Raw genomic sequence first — 16717 nt, forward strand, 5'->3', positions numbered from 1 at the left:
GGATCGCCCATCGCCCGGATCTCACCGGAGATCCGGGCGATTGCGTACCGTGGCCACGGTCCGCACCCCCAGCCGGTGCAGCGCTTGGCGAGCCAGCCGGGAATCACCGGCCAGCACATCGGCGCGGGTGACGAACTCCGGGTGATCACCCGCGAGGCGGTGATGGAAACGGAGCATGTCGGTCAGTTTGCTCACCGTCGAGGTCTGGCTGCACAGGTTGAACGACGAATTGCGCCACGCCGCCAGGATCTCGGTCATGCCGAAGAACACGCCGAAGGCGGCCACCCGGGCGAACAGATCGACATCCATCGGAAAGACCAGGTCGCCGCGCAGGCCGCCCACCTTGTCGAAATGCGCGCGGTGGAACATGCCCGCGGCGGTCGGCCCGAAATCGGCCGGGCCGCGCCGCACGATCGCCCGGGCCAGCGCCCGCGGCGACTGCCGGCCCAGCAGACCGGGTAGCCCCAGGCCGGTTTCCAGCAGCGCGCCCGCCTCGTCGATCACCTCGAATCGGCTGGAGCAGATGGCGATCGAGGGATCGGTCATGACCTCGAGCTGCGCGGCCAGCGCGCCCGGCCGCAGCACGTCGTCGGCGCAGACGACCTTGACCAGCTCCCCGGCGGACGCCCGGATCGCGGTGTTCCAGTTGTCCCCGATCGGCAGCACGGTCTCGTTGCGCAGCACCCGCACCCGGGGATCATCGATCGAGCGCGCGATCTCGCCGGTGGCGTCGGTACTGGCGTTGTCGAGCACCAGGAGCTCGAAGTCGACGTCTTGCTCGAGCACGGTGTGCAGCGTCGTCTCCAGGGTGCGCCCGGCGTTGTAGGCCGGGACCACCACGGACAGTCTGTTCATCCGCAACCCCCCAATCGTTGTGCCGGGCGCAGCGGGCCGTCCTCCACCAATCCGAAGACACGTTCCAATCCGGCTCGGCTGGCGTCGATCTGATCGGTCGCGCGCTGTTGCAGCGGGTCGCGCAGGGCGGGTGCGGCGGCCCACAGTTCGGTGACGGCGGTGCCGAGCTGGTCGGCCAGGTCGGGATCGTCGAGATGTACGACCCGCAGCCCCGCGCCGAACATGCCCGCCAGGCCATGGAATTTGTCGTCGTAGTACTCCGAGGCGGTGATGCCGACGGCCGGAATGCCTTGGGACAGTGCGAAAACCGCGAGATGGTAGGCACTGGTGACCAGGACGCGGCAGCGCGCCACCTGCCGGGCGACATCGTGGGCGTCGGCGCCGCGGCCCACCGGCGGCCGGGTCCGGTCGGCCCCGGCCAGCAGCGGCAGCGTGGAAAGCCGGTCCTCCGAGGCGTATTCGGAGATGATCAGCGGAACCAGGCCGGCGTCGAAGGCCGCGGCGCGAGCCCGCACCACCGTGCCGAGGATCTCCTGCGCGTCTGCGCTCACCTTCGAATAGTCGGCGACGCGCAGGCACACCCCGATATCGCCGCCGATCCGGGGATCGCGCAGCCGGTAGGCGAATTCGACCGCGTCGTCGCCGGTGACCATGACCTGGTCCGGGGAAACCCCCAGTCGCGCCAGCAGTTCCGGCCCCCGGCGCGCCTCGCGCAGGCCGATGAAGTCGACGCCGGGCAGCACCGCACCGGCACGCCGCCACAGCCCCTCGTCGTGCAGCGGGCCCAGCCCCTGACCGACCAACGCGGCCGGAATCCCCAGTCCGCGTGCGTGTTCCAGCAGATCCAGGGTGCGGTGCGCCTGATAGCGGTCGACATCGGTGAGGTAGCCGCCGCCCAGTGCAAGCACCAGCGAGGCCGTGCGCACCGCCTCGGGAATCCGCACCGGGAACTCCTCGGCGTCCGCCGCGGCCGCCTGCGGCTCGGGCTCCGGTCGGCGCAGCGCGCGCAGCCGATCCTTCGGCCCGTCGGTGCGCGCCCGCCACCACAGCGCGGCGGGACCCACGAGTTTGGTGGCAGCGGTGCGGGTCAGCCAGTCGCGCGAGCCCCAGTTCCAGTCGGGAGCACAGATCGGCTCGACCTCCGGCAGCAGGCCGTGCAGCACGGCGGGCTGGTGCGTGAGCAGGCCGATGCGCGCATGCGGCCAGCGCGCGCGTATCCGCTCGACGGTGACCGCCATCATGGCGATATCGCCGCGATTGCGCAGCCAGTACTCGCCGTTCTCCACGAGCACGCGAATTTCGCGCTCGTCGATCTTGTTGTGCTCGGCCACAGACGATCCTGTCCCCACAGTCAGTGATTCCTCCCGCTGGCCCCCCGCGGGTCGGCTCGTCGGCGAGCGCGAACTCGCTGTGCAATTTACACCCGCGAGGCCGCTGTCGACCAGAGTCCTCGGACTCCGTTGTTGCCGTCCCGCGGGCGGCGCATTCACCTAGACTGTTGCGCGGGTAGCGAGTTCGGCATTGTGCTGCGAAAACGGCCGCACACGGAGTCCATCGATGCGAGGCAATTAGGGGGCAGGGGTGTCCGCAGGACCCGGGTCTGTTTCTGTCCATATGACGGGTTCGGAATGGTTCGGGGCGGCCCCCGGTGGACTGAACCGATATTTCACCGATCTCTTTCACGCGCTCGCCCGCGATCCCGAGGTCTCGGTATCGGCGGCGGCGTTCGGCACCGCTCCCGATCATCCCGGCGCGTATTCCTGGGGGCCGCTCGGCGGTTCGACCGCGCGCCGGGCGCGCACCGCGTTCCTCGACCGGCACGCACTGCACCCGGGCACCGTGCTGGACCGCCACTTCTGCCTCTACGGCCCGTCGGCGATCGACCGGCACGGTGGCCGCCCGCTGGTGGTGCACTTCCACGGGCCCTGGGCCGCCGAGAGCCGCCTCACCGGGCAGCGCGAGCTGCTCACGCGCGCGAAATATCTCGTGGAGCGGCTGCGCTACCTCCGCGCGGACCGCTTCGTGGTGCTCTCCCCCGGCTTCCGCGATGTGCTCAGCACGGACTACCGCGTCCCCGCGCACCGCATCGAGGTCATCCCGCCCGGCGTGGATCTGAGTCGGTTCACCGCCACCCCGCCGCCCCGCGACGGCGAGTTCCGCACCGTCCTGTGCGTGCGGCGACTGGAACGGCGGATGGGCATCGGCACCCTGCTGGACTGCTGGCCGCGGGTACGCGCCGCGCACCCCGCGGCGCGGCTGGTGCTCGTCGGAACCGGAACCGCGGAGCGGGAATTGCGGGCACGAGCCGAACCGCTCGGGGATTCGGTGCGATTCACCGGGCATATCAGCGACAGCGAACTGACCGGCCTGTACGAAAAAGCGGAATTCACCGTCGTCCCGACAATTGCGTTGGAAGGTTTCGGATTGATCGCCTTGGAATCGCTTGCCTCGGGCCGGGCGCCGATCGTCACCGATTGCGGCGGGCTCCCGGATTCGGTTCGCGGACTCGACCCGTCGCTGATCGTGCGCGCGGGCGAGGCCGAGGAACTCGGCGCGCGAATCATCGCCGCGCTCGACGGCGAGCTGCCCGATACCGCGAAATGCCGGGCGCACGCCGAAACTTTCTCGTGGGATGTCACAGCCGAACGACATTCGACGATGTACCGGGATATCAGATGACTCGGGTCCTTTTCCTGGCGCACACCGCCGCCCCCTCCGGCGCCGAGCTGGCCACGCTGCGGCTGGCTGCCGCGCTGCGCGGGGTGCCGGGATGCGAACCGAGCGTGATCTACACCGAGGACGGGCCGATGGTCGAGCGCATGCGAGCACGCGGGGTCGAAACCCGGGTGCTGCGTAGCGCTTTCGACAGCCGCGCGATGACCATCGGGGCGGGGCCGCTGCGGCTGCTGCGCGGATTCGCCGCGCTGCTGCGGCTGGGATGGACCCTCGGCGCGGCGGCGCGCGGCGTGGATGTCGTCGTCGCCGAGAGCACCAAGGCTCTGGTGCTGGGCGCGGTTGCGGCCCGGCGGGCGCGGGTGCCGCTGGTCTGGCACGTACACGATCGGATCGCCGCGGACTATTTCGGCCGGTGGCCCGCGCTGATCATCCGGATACTCGGACGGGTGGCCGCGCACGGGTTTCTCGCGAACAGCCGCACCACCCTGGCCACACTGTCCACCGGGCGCAGACCAGCCGTCGTTGCCTATCCCGGTGTGGAATTCGAACCGGAGCCACCCCGCCCCGGCCCCCGCGCACCCGAGGACAGCGTGGTCGCGGTCGTGGGCCGACTGAGCCCGTGGAAGGGCCAGGACCTGCTGCTGCGTGCGCTCGCCGACGCGAAAGTCCGGCCACGCCAGGTCTTTCTGGTCGGAGGCACGTTCTTCGACGAGGAGCCCTACCGGGCCGAACTGGAGCGAATCGCCGCCGAACTCGTTCTCCCGGTGACCTTCACCGGGCACGTCGACGATCCCCGGCCGTATCTGCGCGACGCCGATGTGCTCGTGCACTGCTCGGTCCTGCCGGAACCGTTCGGCCAGGTGGTGGTCGAAGGCATGCGGGCCGGGTGCGCGGTCGTCGCCTCCGGTCCCGGCGGTCCCACCGAGATCATCCGCGACGGCGTCGACGGTGTCCTCGTGCGATCCGGGGACCGGCGCGAACTCACCAGCGCGCTGGACACGCTGCTGCTGGATCCCGCGCTGCGCTTCCGCCTCGCCACCGCCGGTCGCCTCCGCGCCGCCGACTTCGCTGTCGACGCGATCGCCCGCGACGTCGCCGGGTTCTTGAACGGCATCGAGGCACAACGCAATACACGGAATCGGGGCCGCACGAGAGTCATCGCGGCTGCGCACGCCGCGGCCCGCGCGGTCACCGCGTTCCTGAGACGGCCGCGCCATGGCTGAATCCCACCATCGGAGCGGGGCCGTCGGGCTGCTCCGCGATATCGGCTTCGTCATGTTCGGCAAGTACGGCCAGTACCTGATCACCGTCGTCACGGTGCCGCTGATCGCGCGACTGCTCGGCACACACGGCATGGGCCTGGTCGCGATCGGCATGTCGGCGTACTTCCTCGGGTCGCTGCTGGTCGACCTGGGGATCACCCAGTTTCTGGCCGCCCGCGTGCACGAGGCAGCCGAGGACACCTCCGATCGGCGGACCCGGATCAACCAGTTGCGCGGGGACTATCTCGCCATCCGCGCCGCGATCCTCGGCGTGCTCGGTGCGGCGCTGCTGCTGGGTCTGATGGTGGGCACACCCGAGGTCCTCGACATGATCCTGCTCGGCTTGTTCGCGGGCGGGTTCTGGTCGGTGTCGGAGGACTGGTTGCTGATCGGGCAGGGCCGGTTCGGGACCTCCACCGCGTATCAGGCGGTCGGCCGGATCGGCTATCTCATCCTCCTGGTCGCGCTGCTGCCGCGATTTCCCAGCGCACAGCTGGCCCTGGGCTGTTTGCTCATATCCTCGGCGCCCACCGTGGCACTGACCTGGTGGGACTCCTTGCGCACTTTCGGCAGACCGGCCCGGCCGCATCTGATCCGCGGCGTCCTGCGCACGGGCGCGCCGATCCTCACCTCCCGGCTGCTGGTCACGCTGTACGGCCAGGGCGCGGCGGCGGTGTACTCCGCCGTGCTGAACACGGTCGCCCTCGGCTTGTACTCGGCCAGCGACCGCCTGGTCCGCGCCATCCAATCCACCCTGGACCCGATCGGTTTCGCGCTGCTGCCCCGGATGGCCCGGCGCAGCGGCGATCAACTCTTCTGGCGGCACGCGCTGCGGGCGCTCGCGCTGTGCGTGTGCGCGGCCGTGCTCGCCGCCGGCGCGGTGTGGCTGGCCGCGCCCATGCTGATCCGGCTGGTCTTCGGCGCCGAATTCGACGCGGCCACCGCGCTGCTGCGGGTGGAGGTGCTGATCCTGCCCGCCACCACGGTGACCTCTTTCGTCACCACCGCGCTGCTGCCGGTCCGCCAGGACACCACCGGCGTGCTGGTGGGTGCGGTGCTCGGCACCTGTGTCGCCGCGGTCGCGCTGGGTATCGCGTTCCGGACCCACTCGGTGTGGACCCTGGTCTACGGGACGGTGGTCATCGAATGCACCGTGGCCGCCTGGTATCTCGTGCGGGTGCGCTGGCTGATGCTGCGCGAGCGCACGGTCCTCGCGGAGGGTGCGGCGTGAGAATCCTCTATCTCGGCGACGACTGGGTCGGCAGCAACGCACGCTCGCTCGCCGACGGGTTCCGGCAGGCCGGGCACGAGGTGGTGGTGCTCGATTCCACCCCGGTGACGCTACCCGCGCGCGGCTCCGCACCCTGGGCGTACTCGAAGGTGACCCGGCGGCGAGCGCCCTGGCGGGTGGACCGGCTGCACGACGAGATCGAGCGGGCCGCAACGGCTTTCCGGCCCGATCTGCTGTTCGTGTTCAAGGGGGTGCACCTGGATCAGCAGCGGCTGCTCGCCACCCCCGCGCCGCTACGCGTGCACTACAGCCCCGACGACGTCGCCAATCCGGACAACATCAGCGCGGACTACCTCGCGCACGAATCCGGCTGGGATCTGGTGGTGACCACCAAGCGGCACAATGTGGGCGAGCTGAAAGCCCGTGGGGCGCGGCAGGTGTCGTTCGTGCGCAGCGCCTACGACCCCGCCTGGCATCACCGCGCCGCCCGGCGCGGCACCCGGGAGTATCTGGCCGGGTTCATCGGAGTGTGCCGGCCCGATCGCCGCGACCGACTGGTGGCCCTGGCCCGGCGCTACGGCGATCGCATGCTGGTGCGCGGGCCCGGATGGCGGCGGGTACCCGAGCTGCGCGGCACCGGCGCGACGGTGGGCGGCCCGGTCTACGGGCAGTCGTATTCCGCTGCGGTAGCGGCCATTACGGCGAACCTGGTACTGCTGAACTCCGATAACCGCGATACCCACACCTGCCGCACCTTCGAGGTCCCCGCGGCGGGCGGGCTGTTCGTCGGCGAGCGCACCGACGAACACGCCGAACTCCTGCGCGAGGACGCCGAGTGCTTGCTCTTCGACGATCCCGGCGAACTGACCGAGATCCTCGACTGGTGCGCGGCGCATCCGGACCGGGCGGAGCTGATCGCCGCCGCCGGGCATCGGCGGATCACCGAGGGCGGGCACCGCTATGTCGACCGGGCCCGCGAGATCGTGGCCACGCTCGCGGAGGTTCGGTCGTGAGCGCCACCGCCGATATCATCCTGATCGCCGCCGCGCTCCTGACGATCGCGCTTGCCGCACTGCGGATTCCCGGCGTGGCCCGGGTCTTCCTGATCGCGCAGGCCGCGTTCTGGTCGCTGTCGTATGTGGCCCGGCCGGTGGTGCTGCTGGTGGTCCAGCCGCAGACCCACTACGGCGACAACGTGCCCGATCCGCGACTGGCCGATCTCGGCTACGACCGGATCATGGCCCTGGTCCTGGACCACGTGGTGTTCGGGCTGTGGGTCTATGCCGGTCTTGTGCTGGCCTACGCGCTGTGGGCCGCGCGCCGCCCGGCTCCGGCGCAACCGGCACTGACCGCCGACCCGGATTTCGTTCCGGCCCTGGCCACCATGTACGTGGTCGGACTGCTCGGGCGCGCCGCCACCGTCGCCACCGGCTCGGTCGGCCAGGCCGGCGATGTCGGCAGCGCCAATCCGATCCTGAGCTTCGTCACCATCCTGGCCACCATCGCGGCCATGGGCCTGATCATCTTCCTGCGGGCGCCGCGCCAGACCACGGTGCTGGTGCTGGGCGGTCTGCTCGCGATGGAACTGGTGTGGACGACGGTGGTCGAATCCAAGACTCCGATCCTCGGCGCCGCCATGGCGGTGGCCGTTCGTTTCGCCATCCTCGGCTGGGATCGGGCCAAGGCCTACGGTGTGGGCGCGCTCGCCCTGGTCGGCATCGGCGGATTCGGCTGGTTGCAGTCGTTCAAGACCACCGAGTTCGCCAAATCCGAAGTCGCCCTGACAGATTCGCAGTATCCGGCGCTGGTGCGGCCGTTCCTGTCCATCCTGCGGCGCTTCGATCTGCTCGAAGCCGCCACCGACGCCTATTATCACGGCCCCGACTACTGGCTGACCGCCGAGGAGGTACTGCGCCACGGCCTGCTCAGCCTCATCCCCGGCCAGTTGCTCGGTATCGAGAAGTTCCAGTCCGGCGTCGCGTGGGCCAATGACGTGCGCGGCGCCTCGGTCGACATGAGTCAGGTGTCGGTCTCGCTGGCCGAGGGCAATGTCAACGAGGGCTATGTCATCGGCGGATACACCGGCGTGGCGCTCGGCGCCGGATTCACCTTCCTGCTGCTGCTCGCCTGGGCGAAAGCGCTGTACTCGCGCCGTTTCCCACTGGTCGTGCTGGCGCTGGCGATGACCGGATCCTCGGCGCTGTTCGAACGCGGATTCCTCGGCGCCATGGAGAACCTGGGCAAATTCCTCCAGGCCGCCGTGCTGGCCTACCTGATCTATCTGGCGGTCCGAGAATTCCGGCGCCGCGCCAAACCGCCGCCCCACGACGTTTCAGCTCTTCCAGCAGGGAAAAGAGGTTCCGCGCAATGGGATTGACCGACTATCTGAAAATCGCGCGGCGGCGCTGGCCGATCATCATCGCGGTACTGGCGCTATGCCTGCTGGCGGCCGGTGTCTACCTGCGCGGGCAACCCACCGTCTACGTGGCCTCCAGCAGCACCTATGTCTCCATGGCGACGGGCACCTCGGTCAACGACTCCTACCAGGGCGGGCTCGCGGCGCAGGGACGGGTGCGCTCCTACCTCGGGCTGGCCACCAGCGCCACCGTGGCGCAACGAGTGATCGACGACCTGAGCATCGGACTGTCGGTCGAGGACGTGCGGGGCAGGATCACCGCCTCCTCACCACCGGCGACCACCACCATCATCATCTCGGTCACCGACGAGAACCCGCAGCTGGCCCGCGATCTGGCCAATACCGTGGTCGCGCATTTCCGGCAGCTGGTCAGCGAACTGGAGACGATCGAACGCGCGGCCGCGCCCGCCGCTCGAGTGGAGGTCATCGACAAGGCCGGGCTGCCGACCACACCGGCGGGGCCGCAGCGCACCCGCGTCTATCTGATCGGGCTGCTGGCCGGGCTGGCGCTGGGCGGGCTGGCCGCGTTCCTGCGCGACCGCACCGACCGGACCCTGCGTACCTCCACTGAACTCGAGGGTGTGCTGGGCGCCGACATTCCGATTCTCGGCATCATCGACGAGGGGCGCCCCGGGGCGCTCGGCGAAACCCGGCGGCTGCGCACCCGGCTGCTGCGCGACGGCGACGCCGGCACCGTCCTGGTCACCAGCCTGTCGCCGCGCTCGCGGCCGGAGGTGGCGCAGGCGCTGGCGAAGTCTTTCGCCGACACCGGGCACACGGTGGTGCTCGTCGACGCCGACACCACCGGGGCCGGCAGTTCCCGCGAGCACACCGGGCCGGGCCTGGCCGCGGTGCTGCGCGGATCCACGCCGGTGCCGGACGCGCTCACCGCCTGGCCCACCGCCGGGATCACCGTGCTGCCGCTCGGCGCGGCCGACGGCCAGACTGCCGACCTGCTCGCCTCCGACCGGTTCGCCGCCGCGCTGGCGCAACTGCGCGCCGATTTCGACCATGTCCTGATCGAGGTCGCGCCCGTCGCGCAGGCGGCCGACGCGATCACCGTCGCCCCGCACTGCGAGCACACCCTGGGCATTATCGAACTCGGCGCCACCTCGATCCCCCAATTGCGCGGTGCGGTGGCCACATTCGGCGCCGACGGGCTGACCGGCGCGGTAGCGTACAGCAAGCCGGGCACCAGCCTGAACCGGTTGATCGGAAAGACAACACGGAGATGACAGATGAGGCCGGTCTCGCTCGCCGCAGCATGCTCGTCACCGCCCTCGGCGCGGCCGCCGCGCTGCCCCTGGCGGCTTGCGCCTCCCCCGAGTCACCCGGTGTCGAATTCCGGTCACCGCACGTGACGGACGCGCCCTCGGCCCGCAATGTCAAGGATTTCGGGGCGGTCGGTGACGGCGTCGCCGACGATACCGCGGCCCTGGCCCGGGCCGCCGCGGTCGGCGACGGGCCGCTGGTGCTGTACCTGCCCGCGGGCAAATACCGGGTAACCGCGTTTCCGGCGCTGCCCGACTTCGCTACGGTGCTCGGTGACGGCGCCGACGTCACGCTCGTCACCTGCGAGACGAACACCGTGCTGATCGAACTGCGGCAACGCAATCGGGTGCGCTTCTCCCGGCTCGGCGTCTTCATGTCCGGGCCCGCCTCGACCGCCGTGCTGCTCTCGCACTGCTTCCGCTGCTCCTTCGACGCCGTGGTGCTGCGCGGCAACCATCTCAGCGACAATCATCCGAGGTTCGTGCAGCAGCGCGGCGTGGTGCTCGAGGACAACACCGGTGGCACCACGTTCCTCAACTGCGATATCAATAATTTCGGGACCGGCATCCTCACCTCGTGCATCCAGAACTATGTGACAGCGTCCAAACTGACCAGCAATTATGTCGGGGTGCTCGGCACCGGCAGCGACCACAATGCCGGGCTGGCGCTGGCCAATGTGGAGTTCGTGTCCGACCGGGATCCGCGCACCACGGTCCACCACATCCGGGTCGACGGCGCCGCCAACGACTGGTGGCTGACCAACGTCTGGTTCGAGGGCGCCGATATCGCCCTGTCCATCGGCGACGCGAAGCGCGGCGGTCCCGCGCAGTTCGGGCTCACCAACTGCAAGGTCGCGGCCCGCACGATCGGACTGGATCTGATCTATTGCCGGCAGCCGTATCTGGCGAATGTCATCTTCGACAAGGATCTCGAGCGGCCACCCGATGACGTGCGGGTGGATCCCGTCGGCTGCCCGGAGGGCACCGCGATCAACCTGATCTCCACCAACGCCGACGATCTGCGGCCGGGCACCTTTCCCGACGGGTGGACGGTGATCGGCCGGGACAGTATGCGCGCGCCCTACTTCGCCGGGACGATGGTCGGGCGGGCCGGGGCCGGTGACGCCGATATCTTCCAGGCACAGGGCCCGGACAACGCCGTGCGCTCGGCCGTATTGTCCAGCGGGGCTTGGCTTTCCGAGCGGGCAGAGGCGGGTGTCATCTTGAAGGACACGGCCGGCGGGTACTGGCGGCTCACCGTATCCCCCGAGGGCGCGCTCGGTACCGCGCCGCTGGGCCGCCAGCGTCCACGGGGGTGAGGTAATGCTCGGGATTCGATTGGGCCCCGTGCGTTTACATGGTGCGTCCGTGGTGCTACGCCCGCCGCGAATCGGCGACTTCGCCGAGTGGCGGTGCATCCGGTTGCGCGACCAGCGGCTGATCGAACCGTTCTGGACCTCCTCCCCGCTGTCCTGGCCCGAGCGGCACACCGGAAAGCTGTGGGTGCGTGAAGTTTTCGATGCCCGGTCCGACGCGCGCACCGGCCGTCGCCTCGGCGCGGTGATCGAGGTCGACGGCCGGTTCGCCGGTCAGATCGAACTCGGTTCGCTCTCCGCCGGCACCGGCGAGCTCGGCATCTGGGTGGACGCCACGCTGGCCCGGCACGGCGTCGGCGGCCTCGCGGTCGCCATGATGCTCGATTTCGGTTTCCAGGTCGCCGGGCTGCACCGCATCACCGCGCCCATCTCCCCCGCCAATCACGGCACGTCGGCCGGAGCGGCGGCACTCGGGCTGCGCCGGGAGGCCCGCATGGCCCGCTACTTCGACGCCGGCGGGCAGCGCCGCGACCACGACCTGTGGGCGATCCTGGCCTCCGATCTCCCCGCCGGCGGTGCGACCGAGGGCTGGCTGACTCGTCACACCGAAGGCGCGCCGATGCCCCAAGGGACACCGGAACCGGCTGCGACGCTGAGCCATTGGTCGATCGCGGTGGCGGTGGGACGCTACTACGCCGGGCGCGTCCGGCACCTGCTCGACCCGCTTCGGGCCGCGGATCGAGTGCGGTTGACCGACCCCGCGCACCCCGAGGTGGTCCTGCGCACCCGCCGCTGGTCCGATCGCACCCAGTGGTCGCGCCTGACCGCACCCACGGGTCACCGCGCACCCCTGCCGGCCCGATGGCTGCGGCCGACTGCCCCCGGGGCGGACACCCGGCGGTCAGAGCGCACTGCGGCCCAGACGCGGCCGCACCGAACACGGACCATCCCGCGATGGTCGCGTCCGACGCTGGGCGTCGCGGCCGGCCCGCCGTCGGGCTCCGCGCACTGGATTCGCGAATTCCTGTGTGCACGAGCTGGTTTGAGCTCCCCCGCGGGGCTGGTGCTGGCCGTCGAACTGGACGGGAACTACATCGGCGAGGCTCGTCTGTTCGGTCTGGACATGTTCGACCGCAACGCGCACCTCAACGTCTGGACCCACCCGCCCCGGCCCCGGGTTCGAGAAACCGTACAGCGCCTGCTGATCGCGTACGGCTTCGACACCCTCGGCCTGCGCCGGATCGCCACCGAGATCGCCCCGGCCGACGCCGTCTCCGCCGAGATCGCGACCCGAGTCGGCATGCTCCGCGAGGGACGGATGCGTGACCACACCGGCCCCACCGGCCATCGCGCCGATCACGACCTCTGGGCCATCACCCGCCCCGAATAGCCCTGTCCGCCCGAGGAAATCGATACAAGTGTGAACGGCAGCGTCGCCGCGAGGAAACGCCAGTCCGTATGGAGGTGCCGCTGTGCCACGTGAGGAAGAACAGTTCGCTCGGCAGCGCGATTTCACGCGCAGCAATGAATTGCAGGCGCGGCTGCACGAGGTGGTGCCCGGCGGTGCTCATACCTATGCCCGGGGGCCCGATCAGTATCCGGAGCGTATGGCGCCGGTGCTGGTGCGCGGCAAGGGAGCCCGGGTGTGGGACGCGGACGGGAACGACTATGTCGAATACGGCATGGGATTGCGGGCGGTGACGCTCGGGCACGCGTTCGAGCCGGTCCTGGAGGCGGTCGGGCGGGCAATCGCCGACGGTGTCGGGTTCAGTCGCCCCACCGAGCTCGAATTACTCGCCGCGCAGGACTTTCTGGACCTGGTACCCGGCGCGGACATGGTGAAGTTCGCCAAGAACGGATCCGACGCGACCACGGCCGCGGTGCGCCTGGCGCGGGCGGCGACCGGGCGCACCACGGTCGCCATCTGCGACCAGCCGTTCTTCTCCGTCGACGACTGGTTCATCGGCACCACCGCGATGGACAGCGGCATTCCCCACAGCGCCGCGACCGTGACATTCCGGTACAACGATCTCGCATCGCTGCGCATCGTGCTCGAGGCGGGGCCGGTCGCGGCGGTGGTGCTCGAGGCGGCGACCGCGCTGGCCGAACCGGAACCCGGTTTCCTGCAAGGGGTTCGGGACCTGTGCGACCAGCACGGTGCGCTGCTGATCTTCGACGAAATGATCACGGGATTCCGCTGGTCGGCCAGTGGGGCGCAGACGGTGTACGGTGTGCGGCCCGACCTGTCGTGCTGGGGCAAGGCGATGGGCAACGGTTTCCCGCTCTCGGCACTCGCGGGCAAACGCGAGTTCATGGAGCTGGGCGGCCTGCGCACCGATCGCGCACGCGTATTCCTCCTGTCGACCACGCACGGTCCGGAAACCGCTTCGCTGGCGGCCTTCCGCGCCGTCGTGCGGGAGTACACGACCGGCGATCCGATCGCGCGCATGGAGCGCGCCGGTCGTCGGCTCGCCGACGGCGTCAACGCGATCGCCGCCGATTTCGGCATCGGTGCCCACCTTCAGGTTCTCGGCCGCCCATCGTGCCTGATCTTCGTCACCAGAGACCCGGCCGGGCAGCCGTCGCAGTCCTTCCGAACCCTGTTCCTGCAAGAACTGCTTGACCGCGGCGTACTCGGTCAATCCTTCGTCACCTCGGCAGCCCACACCGACACCGATATCGCCGAAACCGTCGCCGCCTGCCGCGAAGCGGCCCTCGTCTACCGCAAGGCCCTGCAGCAGGGCAGTGTCGACGGCCTGCTGCAGGGCCGCCCCGTGGCGCCCGCGCTGCGCCGCTACGCGGCACCGCGGCGAGTGGAGTCCCGATGAACGCTCCCCGCATCGCGATCGTGCACGAACGGTTCACCGAACTCGGCGGCTCGGAGACCTGCGTGGCGCAGTTCTTCGAGAATTGGCCGCGCGCCGAGGTTTTCGCGCCCATCGTGGAACTCGACAGTGTGCGGCCGCCGCTGCACACGGTGCATGACACCTGGTTGAGCAAGGCGCATTCGGTCCTCGGATCACACGCGCCGCTGCTGCCGTTCATTCCGCGCGCACTGCGAAAGCTGCCGCTGCGCAACCGCTTCGACGCGGTCCTGATCAGTCATTTCGCCTTCGCCACCCAGGCCGTCTTCGCCACCGACGCTCCCACCATCGCCTACGTGCACAGCCCCGCACGCTGGGCCTGGGACCCCGCGTTCCGGGCACAGGAGGCCGGTGGCCGGATGGGACAGGCCGCCCTGTCGATACTCGGAGAGTTCGCCCGCCGCAACGAACTACGCGCCGCCCTGCATCTCGATCACGTCGTCGCCAACTCCCGGGCCGTCGCCGAGCGCATCCACGACTGGTGGGGCCTGCCCGCCTCGGTGGTCAATCCACCGGTCCACGTCGACCGCTTCACCCCCGATCCGGCCCTTCCCCCGGGCGACTTCTTTCTCTGCGCGGGCCGCCTGGTCCCCTACAAGCGCGCCGACCTGGCCATCCGCGCCGCCCAGCGCGCCGGCGTCCGCCTGGTCGTCCTCGGCGACGGCCGCTTCCGCTCCCACCTGGAGTCCATCGCCGGCCAGGAGACCGTCTTCCTGGGGGCCACGCCCTTCGAGGTGCTGCTCGACGCGTATCGGCGCGCCCAGGCCGTCCTCATGCCCGGCATCGAGGACTTCGGCATAGTTCCCGTCGAGGCGATGGCGTGCGGCACCCCGGTCATCGCCGTCGGCGCCGGTGGCGCTCTCGACAGCGTGCTGCCGGGCGTCACCGGCGAATTGATTCCGCCGGGTACCGACGAGGCGGTCATCGAGGCGCTCGCGAAGAGCCTCGCCGGTTTCGCCCGGGACGACTATTGCCCGGACATTGTCCGCGAGCACGCCATTACCTTCTCCCCCACAGCGTTTCGGCATCGCATCGCGACAACGGTGGATGAGGTACTCGGCGGCTGACCGCACGCGCGGCGCTAGATCCGCGCCGCGGCGAAGCTGGCCGCGGGCCACAGGGCCCATCCGTACGCGGAGTGGGCGAACCAGTCGACACCGGCCCCGCAGATCGGATCACCCGCGGCGCAGTAGTTTCCGGTGCGCCACCCGTATTCGCCGGGCACACCCCAGCCCGCCAGGTGGTTGGGGTCGCCGAAGAGCAGCACCGCCGCTATCCGCGGTTCGACCCAGGCGGGCAGGCGATGGATGCCGCCGACCGAGGAGACGTTTCCGGTGCCGAGTACACCGTGCACTACCAGCGCCCCCTGCGAGTAGCCGACCAGGACGAACCGCTGGCCGGGGCACATCGCGGCCTGATGCTCCAGGTGCGCGACCAGATCCCGGGTGCCGTCACTGATCGAGGTGGGCACCATGAGGTTGGCCGGATAGTTCACCGCGTAGGCCGAGGAATCCACCGGAAGCGCCTGCCGCAGTGTGCCGTACAGCGGATCACCGACCGCGCTGCCGAGCCAGCCCGGCTCCTCGGTACCCCGGGCGGCCACGAGTTCCACGGCGGTGCAGGGATTCGCCCACGCCTGCGCTCCGAGTTGGGCCGCGCCGAGCCCGGCGCAGAACATCGCGAGCGCGAATGCCCTGACCAGTCGCGACGTCTCGAAGCGAAATGTCTTCCGGTTTTCCATTGTGATCACCCGTCTCACGCCGTTGTGAGTGGCCGAATGGCCGTATATCCGCGAAGGTAAGAATCCTGACAGTGGCGGTCAAGCAGATGATGTCAAGCGAGACGGGTCCGGCATCCAATCGTTAATCGAGTTCGCTTGCCACAGTAGGAGATTCAGCGCTCGGCGCGCGAAGAGTGGCCACCTGAAACATATTTCGTCACGGCGGTGCGCGACACCGGCACGGCCTGGCGGTCCTCCCATATTTCCCCGGCCGCCCCCGGGTGAAACGCCCACCACGCGGCAGGTCGGTACCGAAACCGCATCCACGCCGCCGCACTCTGATACATTCCTGTATTGAATACAGTTTTGTATCGACCGAGGAGGCACGTTGCCGTCGCCCACCGGCGCGCCGCGCGTCACCCGCCGACGAGTCGAGACCCGCAACCGCCTGCTGACGGCGGCCTACGAGGTGTTCGCCGAAGAGGGCTTCGGACGCGCCTCGGTGGAACGGGTCTGCGAGCGGGCCGGGTTCACCCGGGGCGCCTTCTACTCCAACTTCACCTCACTGGACGAGCTGTTCCTCGCCATGTGGGAGCAGCGCTCGGCCGAGATGCTCACCGAGGTCCGCGCCACGCTGGACGACATCTCGGTCGACGGCGTCGAGGACATCGCCGCCGCCGTCGACCGGCTGGTCCGCGCGGTCCCGCTGGAGGAGGCGTGGTTCCGGATCACCGCCGAATTCACCTCGCACGCCCTGCGCAACCCGGCCCTGCGGCGGGTGATGGCCGCCCGCGAGGAAGCGATCGTCGCCGCGCTCATCCCCACCATCGTGGCCGCGCTGGCCCGGGTGGGGCGCACGGTCCCCGACCCGGCCGCGCTGGGGCAGGCGCTGGTCGCCGTGCATGACGGCACCGCCGTGCAAGTCCTGATGGAACCCCGCAGCCGCCGCGTCCGGCAGCGGCGCATCGACCTGTTCTGTCATGTGGTGCTGGCCTACAGCATCCCCACCACCGAAGGACTCTCAATGAACTTGTCAAGCCATAACGACACCCAAAGCCGGTCTGTCGATGCTGAATTCGCGTCCGTCTCGCAGCAGGGCCCACAAG

At 69.9% G+C, this 16717-nt stretch carries 13 protein-coding genes and 1 pseudogene; 11 read left to right on the forward strand and 3 right to left on the reverse strand.

Translation table 11 applies throughout. The features are described 5' to 3' along the window. Positions 1 to 21: 21 nt before the first annotated feature. Together ACFVMC_RS32085 and ACFVMC_RS32090 are read right to left on the reverse strand one after the other, a co-directional pair. The gene (locus ACFVMC_RS32085) at positions 22 to 855 is read right to left on the reverse strand and encodes a glycosyltransferase family 2 protein (RefSeq protein WP_379216571.1); all 834 of its coding nucleotides are present in this window, start codon (positions 853 to 855) and stop codon (positions 22 to 24) included. Then, positions 852 to 2186, reverse strand: a complete 1335-nt coding sequence (locus tag ACFVMC_RS32090) for a polysaccharide pyruvyl transferase family protein (protein ID WP_379216573.1) — start codon at positions 2184 to 2186, stop codon at positions 852 to 854. The genes ACFVMC_RS32085 and ACFVMC_RS32090 overlap by 4 nt, the downstream gene beginning before the upstream one ends. Positions 2187 to 2469: 283 nt before the next feature. Here ACFVMC_RS32090 and ACFVMC_RS32095 point away from each other — a divergent pair, with 283 nt between their 5' ends. From ACFVMC_RS32095 to ACFVMC_RS32140, 10 genes are all read left to right on the forward strand, one after another. Then, positions 2470 to 3534, forward strand: coding sequence for a glycosyltransferase family 4 protein (locus ACFVMC_RS32095; RefSeq protein WP_379216574.1), 1065 nt, complete (start codon positions 2470 to 2472; stop codon positions 3532 to 3534). After that, positions 3531 to 4754, forward strand: a complete 1224-nt coding sequence (locus tag ACFVMC_RS32100) for a glycosyltransferase family 4 protein (RefSeq protein WP_379216576.1) — start codon at positions 3531 to 3533, stop codon at positions 4752 to 4754. Before ACFVMC_RS32095 ends, ACFVMC_RS32100 begins: the two co-directional genes overlap by 4 nt. After that, positions 4747 to 6024, forward strand: coding sequence for a lipopolysaccharide biosynthesis protein (locus ACFVMC_RS32105; RefSeq protein WP_379216578.1), 1278 nt, complete (start codon positions 4747 to 4749; stop codon positions 6022 to 6024). The genes ACFVMC_RS32100 and ACFVMC_RS32105 overlap by 8 nt, the downstream gene beginning before the upstream one ends. Next, entirely contained in the window at positions 6021 to 7037 is a 1017-nt protein-coding gene (locus ACFVMC_RS32110; RefSeq protein WP_379216580.1) for a glycosyltransferase, read from the forward strand. Before ACFVMC_RS32105 ends, ACFVMC_RS32110 begins: the two co-directional genes overlap by 4 nt. After that, positions 7034 to 8401, forward strand: coding sequence for a hypothetical protein (locus tag ACFVMC_RS32115; protein ID WP_379216582.1), 1368 nt, complete (start codon positions 7034 to 7036; stop codon positions 8399 to 8401). The genes ACFVMC_RS32110 and ACFVMC_RS32115 overlap by 4 nt, the downstream gene beginning before the upstream one ends. Continuing rightward, positions 8392 to 9675: a protein tyrosine kinase gene (locus ACFVMC_RS32120; protein ID WP_379216584.1), complete on the forward strand. Its 1284-nt coding sequence runs from the start codon at positions 8392 to 8394 to the stop codon at positions 9673 to 9675. The genes ACFVMC_RS32115 and ACFVMC_RS32120 overlap by 10 nt, the downstream gene beginning before the upstream one ends. Further along, the gene (locus ACFVMC_RS32125) at positions 9672 to 11030 is read left to right on the forward strand and encodes a glycosyl hydrolase family 28-related protein (protein WP_379216585.1); all 1359 of its coding nucleotides are present in this window, start codon (positions 9672 to 9674) and stop codon (positions 11028 to 11030) included. Before ACFVMC_RS32120 ends, ACFVMC_RS32125 begins: the two co-directional genes overlap by 4 nt. 28 nt (positions 11031 to 11058) lie before the next feature. Continuing rightward, positions 11059 to 12417, forward strand: coding sequence for a GNAT family N-acetyltransferase (locus ACFVMC_RS32130; protein ID WP_379216587.1), 1359 nt, complete (start codon positions 11059 to 11061; stop codon positions 12415 to 12417). Between the two features lie 82 nt (positions 12418 to 12499). Next, positions 12500 to 13855 carry a glutamate-1-semialdehyde 2,1-aminomutase gene (locus ACFVMC_RS32135; protein ID WP_379216589.1) on the forward strand — a complete coding sequence of 452 codons (1356 nt, stop codon included), beginning with the start codon at positions 12500 to 12502 and terminating at the stop codon, positions 13853 to 13855. Further along, positions 13852 to 14958: a glycosyltransferase gene (locus ACFVMC_RS32140; protein ID WP_379216591.1), complete on the forward strand. Its 1107-nt coding sequence runs from the start codon at positions 13852 to 13854 to the stop codon at positions 14956 to 14958. Before ACFVMC_RS32135 ends, ACFVMC_RS32140 begins: the two co-directional genes overlap by 4 nt. Positions 14959 to 14972: 14 nt before the next feature. On the opposite strand, the gene ACFVMC_RS32145 is transcribed toward ACFVMC_RS32140, so the two are convergent. Then, positions 14973 to 15632 carry a cutinase family protein gene (locus tag ACFVMC_RS32145; protein WP_379216593.1) on the reverse strand — a complete coding sequence of 220 codons (660 nt, stop codon included), beginning with the start codon at positions 15630 to 15632 and terminating at the stop codon, positions 14973 to 14975. A 349-nt stretch (positions 15633 to 15981) separates the two neighbouring features. Between ACFVMC_RS32145 and ACFVMC_RS32150 the strand changes: the two are divergent. After that, a pseudogene (locus tag ACFVMC_RS32150) lies at positions 15982 to 16617 on the forward strand (TetR/AcrR family transcriptional regulator); the annotation flags it as partial. Positions 16618 to 16717: the final 100 nt, after the last annotated feature.

It is taken from the genome of Nocardia sp. NPDC127579, from assembly GCF_042672005.1.
GTDB lineage: Bacteria > Actinomycetota > Actinomycetes > Mycobacteriales > Mycobacteriaceae > Nocardia.

Bases quoted from the DNA above. Each gene is read 5' to 3' on its own strand.
- ACFVMC_RS32145 (WP_379216593.1), bottom strand. From the start codon at position 15,632: ATGGAAAACCGGAAGACATTTCGCTTCGAGACGTCGCGACTGGTCAGG.
- ACFVMC_RS32125 (WP_379216585.1), top strand. From the start codon at position 9,672: ATGACAGATGAGGCCGGTCTCGCTCGCCGCAGCATGCTCGTCACCGCC.
- ACFVMC_RS32095 (WP_379216574.1), top strand. From the start codon at position 2,470: ATGACGGGTTCGGAATGGTTCGGGGCGGCCCCCGGTGGACTGAACCGA.
- ACFVMC_RS32105 (WP_379216578.1), top strand. From the start codon at position 4,747: ATGGCTGAATCCCACCATCGGAGCGGGGCCGTCGGGCTGCTCCGCGAT.
- ACFVMC_RS32140 (WP_379216591.1), top strand. From the start codon at position 13,852: ATGAACGCTCCCCGCATCGCGATCGTGCACGAACGGTTCACCGAACTC.
- ACFVMC_RS32100 (WP_379216576.1), top strand. From the start codon at position 3,531: ATGACTCGGGTCCTTTTCCTGGCGCACACCGCCGCCCCCTCCGGCGCC.
- ACFVMC_RS32120 (WP_379216584.1), top strand. From the start codon at position 8,392: ATGGGATTGACCGACTATCTGAAAATCGCGCGGCGGCGCTGGCCGATC.
- ACFVMC_RS32085 (WP_379216571.1), bottom strand. From the start codon at position 855: ATGAACAGACTGTCCGTGGTGGTCCCGGCCTACAACGCCGGGCGCACC.